Annotated in this window: 12 protein-coding genes and 1 pseudogene; 6 read left to right on the forward strand and 7 right to left on the reverse strand. The window is 62.9% G+C overall.

The genetic code is table 11. The annotated features are described in order from the left end of the window. Positions 1–102: 102 nt before the first annotated feature. Together ACR0EZ_RS19375 and ACR0EZ_RS19380 are read left to right on the forward strand one after the other, a co-directional pair. Positions 103–678: a GcrA family cell cycle regulator gene (locus tag ACR0EZ_RS19375; protein ID WP_480616214.1), complete on the forward strand. Its 576-nt coding sequence runs from the start codon at positions 103–105 to the stop codon at positions 676–678. Between the two features lie 5 nt (positions 679–683). Next, positions 684–1,328, forward strand: a complete 645-nt coding sequence (locus ACR0EZ_RS19380) for an NUDIX hydrolase (RefSeq protein ID WP_480616216.1) — start codon at positions 684–686, stop codon at positions 1,326–1,328. Positions 1,329–1,337: 9 nt separating this feature from the next. On the opposite strand, the gene ACR0EZ_RS19385 is transcribed toward ACR0EZ_RS19380, so the two are convergent. Together ACR0EZ_RS19385 and ACR0EZ_RS19390 are read right to left on the reverse strand one after the other, a co-directional pair. Then, the gene (locus ACR0EZ_RS19385; protein ID WP_480616218.1) at positions 1,338–2,414 is read right to left on the reverse strand and encodes a DUF2235 domain-containing protein; all 1,077 of its coding nucleotides are present in this window, start codon (positions 2,412–2,414) and stop codon (positions 1,338–1,340) included. After that, complete coding sequence (locus ACR0EZ_RS19390; RefSeq protein WP_480616220.1) at positions 2,392–3,120, reverse strand: molybdopterin cofactor-binding domain-containing protein; 729 nt, start codon at positions 3,118–3,120, stop codon at positions 2,392–2,394. Before ACR0EZ_RS19390 ends, ACR0EZ_RS19385 begins: the two co-directional genes overlap by 23 nt. A gap of 54 nt (positions 3,121–3,174) precedes the next feature. On the opposite strand from ACR0EZ_RS19390, the gene ACR0EZ_RS19395 reads away from it, so the two are divergent. From ACR0EZ_RS19395 to ACR0EZ_RS19405, 3 genes and pseudogenes are all read left to right on the forward strand, one after another. Beyond that, a complete protein-coding gene (locus ACR0EZ_RS19395; protein WP_480616222.1) occupies positions 3,175–6,336 on the forward strand; it encodes a valine--tRNA ligase in 3,162 nt (1,053 codons plus the stop codon). A 164-nt stretch (positions 6,337–6,500) separates the two neighbouring features. Further along, a pseudogene (locus ACR0EZ_RS19400) lies at positions 6,501–7,642 on the forward strand (benzoate/H(+) symporter BenE family transporter). Positions 7,643–7,681: 39 nt separating this feature from the next. Then, on the forward strand, positions 7,682–8,014 hold the full coding sequence (locus tag ACR0EZ_RS19405) for a DnaJ family domain-containing protein (protein WP_480616224.1): 333 nt from the start codon (positions 7,682–7,684) through the stop codon (positions 8,012–8,014). Here the strand turns inward: ACR0EZ_RS19405 and ACR0EZ_RS19410 are convergent, their stop codons facing one another. Continuing rightward, complete coding sequence (locus ACR0EZ_RS19410) at positions 8,015–8,797, reverse strand: crotonase/enoyl-CoA hydratase family protein (RefSeq protein ID WP_480616226.1); 783 nt, start codon at positions 8,795–8,797, stop codon at positions 8,015–8,017. A 130-nt stretch (positions 8,798–8,927) separates the two neighbouring features. Here ACR0EZ_RS19410 and ACR0EZ_RS19415 point away from each other — a divergent pair, with 130 nt between their 5' ends. Further along, positions 8,928–10,037: a pyridoxal phosphate-dependent aminotransferase gene (locus ACR0EZ_RS19415; RefSeq protein ID WP_480616228.1), complete on the forward strand. Its 1,110-nt coding sequence runs from the start codon at positions 8,928–8,930 to the stop codon at positions 10,035–10,037. A gap of 59 nt (positions 10,038–10,096) precedes the next feature. On the opposite strand, the gene ACR0EZ_RS19420 is transcribed toward ACR0EZ_RS19415, so the two are convergent. Genes ACR0EZ_RS19420 through zwf form a run of 4 tightly spaced genes read right to left on the reverse strand, consistent with a single transcriptional unit; the run spans position 10,097 to position 15,250 of the window. Next, entirely contained in the window at positions 10,097–11,308 is a 1,212-nt protein-coding gene (locus ACR0EZ_RS19420) for a pyridoxal-phosphate-dependent aminotransferase family protein (RefSeq protein ID WP_480616230.1), read from the reverse strand. A 51-nt stretch (positions 11,309–11,359) separates the two neighbouring features. Then, on the reverse strand, positions 11,360–11,992 hold the full coding sequence (locus tag ACR0EZ_RS19425) for a bifunctional 4-hydroxy-2-oxoglutarate aldolase/2-dehydro-3-deoxy-phosphogluconate aldolase (RefSeq protein ID WP_480616232.1): 633 nt from the start codon (positions 11,990–11,992) through the stop codon (positions 11,360–11,362). Between the two features lie 4 nt (positions 11,993–11,996). After that, a complete protein-coding gene (gene edd / locus ACR0EZ_RS19430) occupies positions 11,997–13,802 on the reverse strand; it encodes a phosphogluconate dehydratase (protein ID WP_480616234.1) in 1,806 nt (601 codons plus the stop codon). 2 nt (positions 13,803–13,804) lie between these two features. After that, entirely contained in the window at positions 13,805–15,250 is a 1,446-nt protein-coding gene (zwf, locus tag ACR0EZ_RS19435) for a glucose-6-phosphate dehydrogenase (protein WP_480616236.1), read from the reverse strand. Between the last annotated feature and the right edge of the window lie 29 nt (positions 15,251–15,279).

Below are 15,279 nucleotides of genomic sequence, written 5' to 3' on the forward strand. Positions count from 1 at the left end.
AGCCGCTTGTAACTCGGGCAGCAGTGATTAAAATAGGGGGCTGAGACGAATTCCCAAGGCGGCCCGAATCCGGGGCCGCTTTCCGCTTTTGAAAGGCAAATGATGTCCTGGACTGACGAGCGTGTAGAGCTGCTGAAAAAGATGTGGGGCGAGGGCCAGTCGGCCAGCCAGATCGCCAAGGAACTGGGCGGCGTGACCCGCAATGCGGTGATCGGCAAGGTGCACCGTCTGGGCCTGTCGAACCGTGCAACCGGTGCAGCCCCGGCGAAAGCCGAGCCCAAGGAAAAACCGGCCCCCGCGCCCAAGGCCGAGGCCAAGCCGAAACCGGCGCCCAAGACCGAACCGGCACGCCCTGCCCCGGCCCCGGCAGCTGAGGCAAAACCGGCCATACCGGCGCGCCGCCAGATCATCCCCGCCGGTCAGCCGCTGCCGCCGCAGCCCTCGGCCAACGAAATCAGCCCTGAGGCGCTGGCCAAGGTCAATGAGGTCGAGAAGAAAGCGAAGAAGCTGTCGCTGATGGAACTGACCGAAAAAACCTGCAAATGGCCCGTCGGCGACCCCGCGACCGAGGATTTTTGGTTCTGCGGCCTGCCGGTCGAAGCTGGCAAACCCTATTGCGAGGCGCATGTGGGCGTGGCCTTTCAGCCAATGAGCTCGCGCCGCGACCGGCGGCGGTAAGGGCAATGCGCCAGGATCCGACAGCGATGGAGGATACCTGGCTGGCCCGTGCAAAACGCCTGCTGGCGCTGGCCGAAACCGGCCAGCACTTCACCAAAGACCCCTTTGACCGCGAACGCTATGACGAGATCGCCCAGATGGCCCGCACCATGCTGGCCGATCTGGGCCGCGTACCGCTGTCGCGGATCGAAGGGCTGATCTCGGAACATGTCGGCGGTTATGCAACGCCCAGCATCGACATCCGGGGGGCTGTCATCCGCGACGGTCGCATTCTGCTGGTACGCGAACGCAGCGACGGGCGGTGGTCGTTGCCGGGTGGTTTTGCGGATATCGGCAGTTCTCCGGCGGAAAACGCAGAACGGGAAGTATGGGAAGAAGCCGGGCTGAAGGTCCGGGCGCGGCATCTGTTCGCGCTACGCCACAAGGCCCGGCACCCCTACCCGGCGGATGCACGGGATTTCTACAAACTGTTCTTTCTCTGTCACGAGTTGGGCAAAGGCGATCCTGTTCCCGGCTCGGAAACCAGCGAAGCCGCGTTCTTTGCGCCGGACGCTTTGCCCGAATTGTCTTTGGTCAGGAATCTGCGAACCGATATTCAGGGCGCGTTTCAGGCAAGTGCGTCGGGCCACATCCAGGCGTCGTTTGACTAGGCAAAACGTCTATTGCGCCGGGTGCGACGGCAAGTCCGGCATCGGCACCCACCGGGGCAACTCATCTGGTGCCACCGAAACATGCAGCCGTTCGGATTGATCCCGCCCGACCTTCCGGTGCTTGCGCAGCAGGAAAATCTTGCCCCAGCCGCGCCAGGTGCCGACCGAGGGGGCAGTGGTTGAGGTCGGGAAGCGGTCTCGCCAGCCTTCGGGCAGCGGCAGACCGTGCATCTCGGCCTTGTCCAGCATCCAAATCAGGGAAATGTTGCTCAGGGGGCGGGCCTGTTCAAACCCGTTCAATTGCCCGCCGACATCGCCGTGGGTGCCGCGGAACCAGACCTGCTCCACATGGCCTTGGAATTCGGGGGTACACTTCCACAGCACCGGCTCGAACACCTCACGCGTTTCGTCCAACGCCATGGCGTGATAGCCGTGACGGGTGGCGGGGCCAAGCTGGTGGTTGTGGAAGGCATGCCGGTCCTCGGCCCAGCGCCAGAGCAATGGCAGCCGCAGGCCCAGCGCCTTGACGGTGTCCCAGACGCCAATCATCTCAATCGCTACATCTTCGTGGCAGAAATTGCGGCGAAAATCGCGGGCCGCCATGCCGCTGGGATTGCATTCATAGTGGCGGTACGCCTGCTTGATATTGCGCTCGGTCGCGTGTTCGGCCTTGAGCAGCCCGATCATGTCGATCACACCCGCAAGACTGCGCACCCCATAGGCCCCGCGCGAATAGCCGATGAAATAGATGCGGTCGCCCGGTTTGTAGCGCGACGCCAGATAGCCATAGGCGCGGCGGATCTGGCGGTTGATGCCTCGCCCCATCATCACGTCCAGCGAGGATTTCCAGCTTTCCCACTGCACCCCGGCCTCATAGAATACCGAGACCTTGCTGCCCATTTCGCAGCACAGGCGCAGGGTCTGGCCTGCGTGGGTTTCGCGGCCTGGTTCCAGCGTCGACATGGTGCCGTCCAGAATAATGACATGGCTGATCGGTTCGCGATGGAGCGCCTCGGCAGAATGCTCGGACCGTAAGGGCCGCCCGAGCCATCCCAGTACCTTTCTACTCAGCCGCGACAGAACCATTGTTCAGCAATTCCCATACTTTGTGAGGTGTGAAAGGCATATCCGCCTGCCGCACCCCGTGATCCCAGAGCGCATCCTGCACCGCGTTTGCCACCGCGGCCAGCGCGCCTACGGTCCCGGCCTCGCCACAGCCTTTCATCCCCATCGGGTTGGCCGTTGACGGAACCGGCGCCGAGGTAAACTTAATCATGGGTATCTCAGCCGCACGGGGCAAGGCGTAATCCATCAACGAAGCCGTGAGCAGTTGCCCCTGCGCATCATGTACAACACGCTCGTTCAGCGCCTGACCGATGTCTCGGTGCATGTTGTAACGCACCTTATCATTGACTCCCATCCAATTGATAAAGTTTCCGAAATCGTCAAGCGCGGTGCAGCCGCGGCCCCGAAATTCGCCAATGTAAGAATCAATCACGACATTGCCACCCAGCCCCCTGTCCAGACAGTTGCGGGCCTGTGCCCTGAGCCGAAGCAGTTCGGCGCGCGCCATCGCGGCGACCTCGGGCCGGGTGGGCGTCAGGCTCGAACCTGGCGCAGGAAGGGTGTCATAGTCAAAGGTCACATCAATTTCCTTGCCTCTTACTCTATCGGCAAGTTGGGGCGTGAATGGGGCGATCAGGACGCCAATTATGGCCGGTGCCGCCGCACTGTGCTGCGTGATCGACGGGTATCCGCCCGGAGCCGCGCGCAGACCCTTCCCCTTTCGCAATCCTTCCGATATTGCAGGCGCTGACCCTCAATTTGTTGACGCAGGACGCATCCCATGGCGATGGAAAAGACATTCAACGCGGCCGAGGCCGAGGCCCGCATCTACAAGGCCTGGGAAGAGGCCGGAGCCTTCAAGGCAGGCGCGAACCGTTCGCGCGATGAAAGCTTTACCATCATGATCCCGCCGCCCAACGTGACGGGTGCCTTGCACGTCGGCCACGCCTTCAACAACACACTGCAGGACATTCTGACCCGCTGGCACCGGATGCGCGGCTTCGACACGCTGTGGCAGCCCGGTCAGGACCACGCGGGCATCGCCACGCAGATGCAGGTGGAAAAGATGCTGGCGGCCACCCAGCAACCCAGCCGCCGCGAGTTGGGGCGTGAGGCGTTTCTGGACAAGGTCTGGGAATGGAAAGGTGAATACGGCGGCACGATCATCGAGCAGTTGAAACGGCTGGGCTCGTCCTGCGACTGGTCGCGCAACGCCTTCACCATGGCAGGCGCGCCGCGTGACCCGCGCACCGGGCACGAAAATTCTGCGAATTTTCACGACGCGGTGATCAAGGTTTTCGTCGACATGTACGAAAAGGGTCTGATCTATCGCGGCAAGCGTTTGGTCAACTGGGACCCGCATTTCGAGACCGCGATTTCGGATCTCGAGGTCGAGAATATCGAAGTCGCCGGACATATGTGGCACTTTAAGTACCCCCTGGCCGACGGTGAGACATATGAGTATTTGGAAAAAGATGAAGATGGGAATGTGATCTTCCGCGAAGAGCGGGATTATATTTCGATTGCAACCACGCGCCCCGAGACCATGCTGGGCGACGGTGCGGTCGCGGTTCATCCGTCAGATGAACGGTATGCGCCAATTATTGGAAAACTCTGCGAAATCCCGGTTGGTCCGAAAGAGCATCGCCGTCAGATTCCGATCATCACCGATGATTATCCGGACCCCGATTTCGGCTCGGGCGCGGTGAAGATCACCGGCGCGCATGATTTCAACGACAACATGGTGGCCAAGCGTGGCGGCATTCCGATGTACCGCCTGATGGATACCAAAGGCGCGATGCGGGCCGATGGCGCGCCTTACGCCGATGAGGCTGGCAAGGCACAGGAATACGCGCGCGGTCGCGAGTTCACCGAGAACGAGATCGACGCGATCAACCTGATCCCCGATCATCTACGCGGCCTCGACAGGTTCGAGGCGCGGGCGAAAGTGGTTGAGGAAATCACGGCTGACGGTCTGGCCGTGATGACCCGCGCGGATGATCCGCGTCTGGGCTCGACCGCATTGAAGCCGGATCATGAGGGCGCGGACAAGCTGGTCCCGCTGGTCGAGAGCAAACCGATCATGCAGCCCTTTGGCGACCGCTCGAAAGTGGTCATCGAGCCGATGTTCACCGACCAATGGTTCGTTGATGCCGAAAAGGTCGTCGGCCCCGCGCTGGATGCGGTCAAGGACGGCACGGTCAAGATCATCCCGGAATCGGGCGAGAAGACCTACTACCACTGGCTGGAAAACATCGAGCCCTGGTGCATCTCGCGCCAATTGTGGTGGGGCCATCAGATTCCGGTTTGGTATGGGCTCGATCTGTCGGCTGAGAACTTCAAGGATGACGAAAACGATGGCGACCTTGATTTGGTTGAATTGGGGCGTTTGCTGAATGAAGGCGGCATGCTGCATCGTGGCAATGTCATGGAATGCGCGGCAAACCTTGAAGCCGTCACAGAGAAATTCCTCGACGACAATGCAAACATTCCCAGCCCGCTGAGCCACGCGACAGTCATCGAAGTCGCCGACAAGCAGGAAGCGATCCATCAATTCGCTGAAAGCCTGGCTCAATATGCAATTGAACAAGACCCCACCACGCTGGTCTATCCCGTTTGGCGCGACCCCGACGTCCTCGACACGTGGTTCTCCTCCGGGCTCTGGCCCATCGGCACGCTGGGCTGGCCCGAGCAGACCGAGGAGCTAAAGCGCTACTTCCCAACGGACGTGCTGATCACCGGCGCGGACATCCTGTTTTTTTGGGTCGCCCGAATGATGATGATGCAACTGGCCGTGGTGAACGAGGTTCCGTTCCACACAGTCTACCTGCACTCGCTCGTCCGTGACGAGAAGGGCAAGAAGATGTCCAAGACCACCGGCAACGTTATCGACCCGCTGGAAATCGTGGACGAATTCGGCGCCGACGCGCTGCGCTTCACCAACGCCTCGATGGCGGCCATCGGCGGTGTGCTGAAACTGTCCCGCGAACGCATCACCGGCTATCGCAATTTCGGCACCAAGCTCTGGAATGCCGTCCGCTTTGCCGAGATGAATGAGGTCTTTACCGACGCCGTCCCACAACTGGACGTGGCCGATCTGAAACCCAAAGCCGCCGTCAACCGCTGGATCATCGGCGAAACCGCCCGTGTGCGGGAAGAGGTTGATGCGGCGCTGGAAACTTACCGCTTCAACGACGCGGCCAACGGGCTTTACGCCTTTGTCTGGGGTAAAGTCTGCGACTGGTACGTCGAACTGTCCAAACCCCTGCTGCAAGGCGATGATACTGAGGCACAGGCCGAAACCCGCGCAACCATGCGTTGGGTTCTGGATCAGTGCATGGTCCTGCTGCACCCGATCATGCCCTTCATCACCGAAGAGCTCTGGGGCTTGACCGGTAACCGCGCGAAAATGGTGGTCCACGCCGACTGGCCAACCTACGCTGCCGCCGACCTGATCGACTCCGATGCGGATCGCGAGATGAACTGGGTGATCTCGGTGATCGAAAACACCCGCTCGGCCCGCGCGCAGATGCGGGTTCCGGCGGGCCTCTACGTGCCGATGCTGGTGACTGCGATCGACGCCAACGGTCAGGCCGCATGGGACCGCAACGAGGCGCTGATCAAACGCCTCGCGCGGATCGACAGCCTGACCAAGGCTGATGAGTTGCCCAAGGGCACCATCTCCATCGCTGCCCCCGGAGCCTCTTTCGGCCTGCCGCTGGCGGATATCATCGACATCGGCGCAGAAAAAGAACGGCTCGAAAAAGCCAAGGGCAAACTGGCCAAGGAACTCGGCGGGTTGCGCGGGCGCTTGAACAACCCCAAATTCGTGGCCTCGGCCCCGGAAGAGGTGGTCGAAGAAGCCAAAGCAAACCTCGCCGCCCGCGAAGAGGAAGAAGCGAAACTGAATGAGGCCCTCGCCCGTCTGGCCGAAATCGCCTGATCTTCATCTTTTCAAAAATACTCAAATCCCGAACCCCGCCGCGCGCACCCCGGCGGGGTTTTTGTCTGCCGGGTCAGCCATTTGCCCTGTTCACCGCCCCTCACGATTGTTAGCAAGTGCGGGTAGCAACCCCAAAGGGACCGATGGCGCAGACTTTCCCCCCGATGCAAACCGTCTCAACCGGGCTTGTCGTTGCGGTAGTCGGTTTTTTCAGTTCCTTTCCCATCGTGTTGCAGGGGCTGGCGGCTATGGGCGCATCGCCGTCCGAGGCAGCCTCGGGCCTGATGAGCGCCGCCATCGCCATGGGGCTGGCAGCCATCGCCCTCAGCCTGTGGTACAGGCAGCCCGTCAGCGTTGCGTGGTCCACACCGGGTGCGGCTTTGCTGGCCGTATCGGCAACCCCGGCCGAAGGGTTTTCGGGCGCGATTGGCGCGTTTCTCTGCGCCGGTGCGCTGACAGTTCTTGCCGGGCTGTGGAAACCGTTGGGGCGGTTGGCGGCGGCAATCCCGACCACGCTGGCGCAGGCCATGCTGGGCGGGGTGTTGCTGCCGCTCTGCATCGTACCTTTCAAAGCCGCCGTCGCGCTGCCCTGGCAGGCCCTGCCCGTGTTCCTGACATGGTTCATCGCAGGCCGTCTGAACCGCCTGTTCGCCGTGCCCGCCGCAGTGGTTGCCGCCGCGCTGGTTGTGATCTTCAATGCCGGAGATACCTCGGTGCGCCCAGAACACTACCTTGCGGCCCCGGTCTGGACCATGCCGAGCTTTTCGCTGGCGTCGGCCATCGGGATCGGGCTGCCGCTGTTCATCGTCACCATGGCCACACAGAACATCCCCGGCATCGCGGTCATGCGCAGCTACGGATACACGCCGCACCCGGGCAAGCTGTTCTCGTCAGTTGGTGCGGCCAGCCTGATCTCGGCACCCTTTGGCGCTCCGGCCACCTGCCTTGCGGCCATTACTGCCGCGATGTGTTCGAATCCCGACAGCCACCCTGACCCGGCGCAAAGGTACTGGTCAGCCGTCATGGCCGGGGTGTTCTACACTCTGTTCGGTGTCTTCGCCGTGGCCATCACCGGATTTGCCGCCCACGCGGACCCGCTGTTGATGGGAACGCTGACGGGGGTCGCTCTGATCGGCGTGATGGCAAATGCCACCTTCGCCGCGTTGGAATTCCAAAAGAGCGCGAGGCCGCAATCCTGACATTTGCGATCACGGCGTCCGGGATCACCGTGTTCGGTCTGGGGGCGGCGGTTTGGGGGTTGTTGGCCGGGGGCATTGCCTATCTGGTTTCACACAAGGCGCGCTAGCGACTTTCAAATTGCGCCAACACTTCTTATATTCCGCATATGCTTGGATCGCTCGGAAAACTGGTTGAACGCCAGATCAGGAAGGCACAGACCGAAGGCCAGTTCGACGGGCTGGACGGCGAAGGAAAACCCCTGCCCGACCGATCAGCTGAGGCGCAGACCGATCCGGCGATTGCAGCCGGGCACCGGATCATGGCGCAGGCGGGCGTTCTGCCAGAAGAGTTCGGCATCAAGAAAGAACTGGATGCTGCACGCACCGCCTATGCGACCCTGATGGACCCCGCCGAGCGCAAAGCCGCGATGTCGAACATCGCCGATCTTGAGATGCGTTACAACATGGCCCGCGACGCGCGGCGGGCTTTCCTGCGATAGCTATTTGAACTCGGGCTTCCGGCCCTGCATCCGGGCTGCGATCACCTCCATCTGGTCCGGCTTGCCGATCAATTCGACCTGCTCGGCGGATTCTTCCAGCAAAACCTCGGCCCGTGATTTCGACTCGGCCACCTCGATCAAACGTTTCGCGGCGCGGATGGCCGAGGGGCTTTGTGCCGCAATGGTCTCGGCCAGGGCCAAAGCCTCGGTCAGCGGATCGTCCGAAAGGCTCGTGACCAGCCCCCAATCGGCGGCCTGCGGCGCGCCGATTGGGCGGGCGGTATAGGTCAGCAGGCGCAGCACGTCCGAGCGGACAAGTTCGGGCAGCAAGATCATTCCGCCCATGTCGGGGATGATGCCCCATTTCATCTCCATCACCGCCAGTTTCGCCTCGGGATGCGCGATACGGATATCGGCCCCCAGCGCGATTTGCAGACCGCCGCCATAGGCCACGCCTTGAATGGCGCAGATCACGGGTACCGGGACGCGGCGCCAGATCAGGGCCAGTTCCTGCATCTCGTTGGCGTCCTCATGGCTGCGGGCCATCAGCCATTCGGTCGGGTCCGTTTGGGCCATCGACGCAAAGCTGGCCATATCGAGACCGGCGCAGAAGCTTTTGCCCTCACCCGACAGGACCACGGCGCGGGCGTCCGAGGCCGCGACCTCCTGCCCGGCAGACAGGATGGCTTTGATCATTGCATCGTCCAGCGCGTTCATCTTGTCGCCGCGGGTCAGCGTGACGTGGGCAATGTGATCTTTGTATTCAACGGATACGCGCGCCATGCGGGACCTCCCAAACTTCGTTTCATCAACAATGACCCGAAAGCCGGGTCAAGTTCCACTGCGACGTCAGGGCAAACCGCCATTGCGCGCGGGACTTGCCCGGATCGACACCTTGCGCTTATCTGCCCACATGACTGGCCCCCGCTACACCCCGCTTGCCCGATCCCTGCCCGCAACCGTTCCCTTCGTCGGCCCCGAAACGCAGGAGCGGCAGCGCGGCGCACCCTTCGTTGCGCGGCTGGGCGCGAATGAGAGCGTGTTCGGCCCCTCGCCCCGCGCCGTTGAGGCAATGCAGCGGGCGGCGGGTGATATCTGGATGTATGGCGACCCCGAGAACCACGATCTGCGCCATGCGCTGGCCGCCCATCATGGGGTGAGGCCAGAGAATATCGTGGTGGGCGAAGGGATTGACGGGTTGCTGGGCTATCTGGTGCGGCTGATGGTGGAACCGGGCGATGCGGTTGTGACCTCGGACGGGGCTTATCCGACGTTCAACTACCATGTGGCGGGCTATGGCGGGGTTCTGCAAAAGGTACCCTATGTGGACGACCATGAAGACCCATCCGCCCTGTTTGCCAAAGCTGCTGATGTGGGTGCCAAGCTGGTCTACCTCGCCAATCCCGACAATCCGATGGGCAGTTGGCATCGTGGCGCGGATATCGTGGTCGCGATGGACGCGCTGCCCGATGGTTGCCTGCTGGTTCTGGACGAAGCTTATTTGGAATGCGCGCCCGAGGGCACGGCGTTACCGGTTTCAGCGGATGATCCCCGGGTGATCCGGATGCGCACGTTTTCAAAAGTGTACGGCATGGCTGGCGCCCGCGTGGGATACGCGATGGGCGCGCCCGATCTGATTTCGGCCTTCAACAAGGTTCGCAATCACTTTGGAATGAACCGGGCGGCTCAGGCCGGGGCGCTTGCCGCGTTGCAGGATCAGGGCTGGCTGACACAGGTGCAGGGTAACATCCGAAAGGCCCGCGACCGCATCGCTCAGATCGCGCGTGAAATCGGGTTGCAGCCACTGCCGTCCGCCACCAACTTCGTGGCGATTGACTGCGGGAAAGACGGGGCATTTGCCAAAGCGGTACTGGATTCGCTTGTGGCACAGGGCGTGTTTGTGCGCATGCCGTTTGCAGCCCCTCAGAACCGGTGTATTCGGGTGAGTTGTGGGACCAAAACCGATTTGGACGCGTTTGCTATGGCCTTGCCCAAAGCCCTGCGCGCAGCGCGGGCTGGCTGACCGGTGCGGGGGCTGTCTGCCCCCATCGCGCCTGTGGCGCGATTCCCCCGAGGATATTTTTAGCCCGATGAAGCAGGAGATCCGCTGGCCAGGGTTGCGGCGGCGGCCTCGAGCGCGCCGGTGCCGCGAGGGATGTTCAGGGCGGCCATGGCGGTTTCCATGCCACCCAGCATCGCCATCACCATCTGGGCGTTCACGTGGCCCATATGGCCGAGGCGGAAGCAGCCGTCCCAGTCCTCCATCCCCAGACCGATGCCCAGCGTCAGGCCAAGCTGACGCTCGGTGTAGCTGCGCAGCGGGGTGCCGCGGCCTTGGGTCAGGCGCAAGGCGGTGACGGCGTGGCTGCGGTGGGCGGGATCGGTCACGTTGAGGTACAGCGCGCCGCCTTCGGACCAAATCTCGCAGGCGGTCCAGATCGCGCGGGCGAGGCGTTCGTGGCGCGCCCAGACATGCTCGATCCCTTCGGCATGAATCAGGTCGAGCGCGGCCCGCAGGCCGTAGAGGTGGTGGGTCGGCGCGGTGCCGTTGAAGTATTGGTAGAACAGCTCGGGATTGGCGCGGGGTTGCCAGTCCCAGTATTGCGAGACGCGGGGCATTGCCGCGCGTTTGGCCTGAGCTTTTTGGTTGAAGAAGACGAAACCCATGCCCGCCGGCGTCATCAGGCCCTTCTGGCAGGCGGTGACGGTGACGTCGACGCCCCAGGCATCCATCTCGAACCGGTCGCAGCCCAGTGAGGCGATGCAGTCCGCCATGAGCAGCGCCGGGTGGTTCAGGTCATCCAGCAAGGCGCGCAAGGCGGGGATGTCGTTGCGTATTGAACTGGAGGTATCGACATGAACGGCGAGGACCGCCTTGATCTTATGTTCCGTGTCAGCGCGTAACGCCTCCTCGATCTGGTTGAAATCCCATGGTGAGGACAGGCCAAAATCAATCCGTTGGGCCTGCGCTCCGATGCCTTGCGCTATGTCGGCCCAGCCATGGGTGAACCGGCCCGACGCCGGGGCCAGCACGGTTTCGCCGGGGGCGATGACGTTGGACAGCGCGGCCTCCCACGTGCCGTGGCCGTTGGCGATGTAGATGGCAACGTTGTGTTCGGTGCGGGCGACGCGGCGCAGGTCCTGCAGCAGGGCGGGCATCATCTCGATCAGCTCGCCGTCATAGATATTGGGCGACGGGCGATGCATCGCCTGCAGCACCGCATCGGGCATGATCGAAGGGCCCGGGATGGCCAGATACTCGCGCCCCTGCGCGAGGGAGATTTGATTTGTCATGAGGGCAACCTGTTTGACTTGAGGCCTACCCTAGCGCGTCGGCCTTTGGCGTCAATCCATCAGGCTGGCGGCCTCGCGCGCGAGCGTTTCGATCCCGGACCAGTCGCCGCTTTGCACCATCTGTTTGGGCGCAACCCAGCTGCCGCCAGCGCAGATCACGTTGGAGAGCGACAGGTAGTCGCGCGCGTTCGACGGAGACACGCCACCCGTCGGGCAGAAGGTGATTTGCGGCAGCGGCGCGCCGATGGCTTTCAGGGCGGGCGCGCCGCCCGAGGCCTCGGCGGGGAAGAATTTCAGCATGTCATAGCCCTTTTCCAGCAGGGCCATCGCCTCGGTGGCCGTCGCTGCACCGGGCAGCAGCGGCAGGCCTTCGGCCTCACAGGCCGCGATCAGGGCATCGGTTGCGCCGGGTGAGACCCCGAACTGTGCGCCCGCTTCCTTGGCCGCGCGGACGTCTTCGGCTGTGACCAGCGTGCCTGCACCGACAACACCGCCCGGCACATCGGCCATGGCGCGGATCACATCCAGCGCGGCGGGGGTGCGCAGGGTAACCTCGAGCGCAGGCAGGCCACCGGCAACCAAGGCTTCGGCCAGCGGGCGGGCGTGGGTTACGTCATCGACCACCAGGACCGGAACGATCGGGGCCAGCGCGCAAATCTCGCGGGTGCGTTGGGTTTTGGACATAGGGTTACACTCCGAAAATGCTGGCACCGGTGTCGGCGGAACCGACATTCTGCCGGAAGGCTCCGAATAGGTCGCGGCCGACGCCGTGCTGGTTGGCCGTCAGGTCGGCGGTGGCCGGGGCACGGTCCAGCACGCCGGGGGTCAGGATTTCCAACTCCCCCTTCACCGCATCGACGCGCAGGATGTCACCGTCTTGCAGACAGGCGATGGCACCGCCATCCAGCGCCTCGGGGCAGACATGGATGGCAGCGGGCACCTTGCCGGACGCGCCGGACATGCGGCCATCAGTGACCAGCGCCACTTTCTGGCCCCGGCCCTGCAGGATCGATAGGATGGGCGTCAGCGAGTGAAGCTCGGGCATTCCGTTTGCCTTGGGGCCCTGGAAGCGGACGACAACAATGACGTCGCCCGTGAACTCTCCGGCCTTGAAGGCGGCTTTCACATCTTCCTGATCGTGGAAGACGCGCACCGGCGCTTCGACCACCTGATGCTCGGGCGTGACAGCCGAGACTTTCATAACGCCTGTGCCCAGATTGCCGGTCAAGCGCGACAGGCCTCCGGTAGGCTGGAACGGATCTTTGGCGGGGCGAACGATCTTGTCGTTCAGGCTGTGGCCTGCGCCCTCTTCCCAGACCAGTTCGCCGTCTTTAAGCTTGGGTTCCCTGGTGTAGTTGTGCAGGCCCTGTCCCGCGACGGTGAGCGTGTCGGGGTGCAGCAGCCCGTCCTCGAGCAAGGTACCAATGGCAAAGCCCAGCCCCCCGGCCGCGTGGAAATGGTTCACATCGGCCAAACCGTTGGGATAGACCCGCGCGACCAGCGGCACCACGGCGGAGATGTCCGAGAAATCTTCCCAATCCAGCACGATACCACCGGCGCGCGCCATGGCGATCAGGTGGATCAGCAGGTTGGTGGAACCTCCGGTCGCCATCAGCCCCACGATACCGTTCACAAAGGCGCGTTCGTCGAGAATCTGGCAAACCGGCGTATAGTGGTTGCCCAGCGCGCTCAGCGACAGGGCGCGGCGGGCGCCTTCCTCGGTCAGGGCATCGCGCAGGGGTGTGTTGGGGTTGATGAAGCTGGAGCCCGGCAGGTGCAGGCCCATGAACTCCATCAGCATCTGGTTGGTGTTGGCGGTGCCGTAGAAGGTGCAGGTGCCGGGGCCGTGATAGGCGGCCATCTCGGCGGCCATGAGTTCCTCGCGGCCCACTTCACCGGCGGCGAATTTCTGGCGGACCTTGGCCTTTTCGTCATTCGGCAAACCGCTGGTCATCGGACCGGCGGGCAGGAAGACGGCGGGCAGATGACCAAAGGCCTGCGCCCCCATGATCAGGCCGGGGACGATCTTGTCACAGACGCCAAGGAACACTGCGGCGTCATAGGTGTTGTGGCTAAGCGCCACGCCTGTCGCCAGGGCAATCACGTCGCGCGAAAACAGCGACAGTTCCATGCCCGCTTCGCCTTGGGTGACCCCGTCGCACATGGCAGGCACGCCGCCCGCAACCTGCGCGGTGCCGCCCGCCGCGCGGATCGCATCGCGGATAAGGGCGGGGTAGCGTTCGAACGGCTGGTGGGCCGAGAGCATGTCGTTATAGGCCGTGACGATGCCTAGATTACCTGCTGTGCCGGTTGCCATGGACTGCTGGTCTTCGCCCGCCCCGGCATAGGCATGAGCCTGACCGCTGCAGGACAGATGCGCGCGCGCCGGGCCTTTGGATTTGGCCTGCTCCATCCGCTCAAGATGCGGGCCGCGCAAGTCCGCGCTGCGGTCAATGATACGTTGAGTGACGTCGGCGATAACGTTGTGAACCATGATTATCCTCCGATCTGACGCCAGCGGCGTCCATCCCGATGCATCAGCATCAATGCTTCTTCGGGGCCCGAGCTGCCCTGATCATATTTCGCGGGCTTGTCACCGCGTTCTTCCCAGCCGTGGATGATGGGATCGACCCAGGCCCAGGCGGCCTCGGCCTCATCCCCGCGCATGAACAGGGTCTGATCGCCGCGGATCACGTCCATGATCAGCCTTTCATAGGCGTCAGGCGATTGCGAGTCGTCGCCCAGCGCGTCGGCAAAACTCATGTCCAGCGCCACATCGGACAGGCGGAAACCGCCCTGCCCCGGTTCCTTAATCGTGGTGCGAAGGGTGATGCCCTCGTCCGGTTGCAGGCGGATCACCAGCACGTTGCCGCGCAAGGGACCAACATTGGGAAAGATCGTGTGCGGCGGGTCGCGGAAGAACACCGCAATCTCGGATTCGCGGGCCCGCAGGCGCTTGCCAGTGCGCAGGTAGAACGGCACCCCGGCCCAGCGCCAGTTGCCCAGATGGACCTTCAGTGCGATGAAACTTTCGGTGCGGCTGGCGGGGTTGTCGACATGGTCGAGATACCCGTCCCCGCCCTTGCCGGTGCGATACTGCCCGCGCGCGATATCCTTGGGCTCCACCGGTTCCAGCGCTTCGATCACCTTGACCTTTTCGTCGCGCACCGAATTGGGCGAGAATTTCGAGGGCGGCTCCATCGCCGTCAAACACAGCAGCTGCACCAGATGGTTCTGGATCATATCCCGCATTGCGCCCGACTGATCGTAATAGGCACCGCGCCCTTCGACACCAACGGTCTCGGCCACAGTGATCTGAACATGGTCGATATGGGTCGCGGTCCAGAGCGGTTCGAACAGCGAATTGGCAAAGCGCAGGGCCATCAGGTTCTGCACGGTCTCCTTGCCCAGGTAATGGTCGATCCGGTAAATCTGATGTTCTTCGAAACAGGCGCGCAACCCTTCGTTCAGGGCCTTGGCCGAAGCAAGATCGTGACCGAAAGGTTTTTCGACCACAATGCGGCTGTCGGGCGTGGCCATCCCGTGGTCATGCAGACGCTGGGCAATGCCCGAGAACAGGCTCGGCCCGACCGAAAGATAAAAGGCCCGGACCGTATCGTCGCGCAGCGTGGTTCTCAGCGTATCCCACCCCGCATCTCCGATCGCGTCGACGGGGACGTATTCGACGCAGCCTAGAAACCGGTCGAGCGTTTCTTGTTTAAAACTAGGTGCGAATTCCTTCATCGAGGTCCGCACCTGTTCGCGAAAGGCCTCGCTGTCCATGTCCGAACGCGCGGTGCCGATGATCCGGGCCGCCTCGGGCATCTGGCCCCCTTCGAACCGGTGATACAGCCCCGGCAGAATTTTCCGCTGCGCCAGATCGCCGGTCGCGCCAAACAGCACGAGGTCGAACGGATTTACCGGAATGACGCGTGAAACCATGGCGAGGCTCCTTTTCGGGGTTTGCCCTG

Source organism: Ruegeria sp. AK4 (assembly GCF_056541025.1).

Coding starts and splice junctions, on each gene's coding strand:
- zwf (WP_480616236.1), bottom strand. CDS start 15,250: ATGGTTTCACGCGTCATTCCGGTAAATCCGTTCGACCTCGTGCTGTTT.
- ACR0EZ_RS19425 (WP_480616232.1), bottom strand. CDS start 11,992: ATGTCCAAAACCCAACGCACCCGCGAGATTTGCGCGCTGGCCCCGATC.
- ACR0EZ_RS19375 (WP_480616214.1), top strand. CDS start 103: ATGTCCTGGACTGACGAGCGTGTAGAGCTGCTGAAAAAGATGTGGGGC.
- ACR0EZ_RS19415 (WP_480616228.1), top strand. CDS start 8,928: ATGACTGGCCCCCGCTACACCCCGCTTGCCCGATCCCTGCCCGCAACC.
- ACR0EZ_RS19410 (WP_480616226.1), bottom strand. CDS start 8,797: ATGGCGCGCGTATCCGTTGAATACAAAGATCACATTGCCCACGTCACG.
- ACR0EZ_RS19420 (WP_480616230.1), bottom strand. CDS start 11,308: ATGACAAATCAAATCTCCCTCGCGCAGGGGCGCGAGTATCTGGCCATC.
- ACR0EZ_RS19385 (WP_480616218.1), bottom strand. CDS start 2,414: ATGGTTCTGTCGCGGCTGAGTAGAAAGGTACTGGGATGGCTCGGGCGG.
- ACR0EZ_RS19395 (WP_480616222.1), top strand. CDS start 3,175: ATGGCGATGGAAAAGACATTCAACGCGGCCGAGGCCGAGGCCCGCATC.
- edd (WP_480616234.1), bottom strand. CDS start 13,802: ATGGTTCACAACGTTATCGCCGACGTCACTCAACGTATCATTGACCGC.
- ACR0EZ_RS19380 (WP_480616216.1), top strand. CDS start 684: ATGCGCCAGGATCCGACAGCGATGGAGGATACCTGGCTGGCCCGTGCA.
- ACR0EZ_RS19405 (WP_480616224.1), top strand. CDS start 7,682: ATGCTTGGATCGCTCGGAAAACTGGTTGAACGCCAGATCAGGAAGGCA.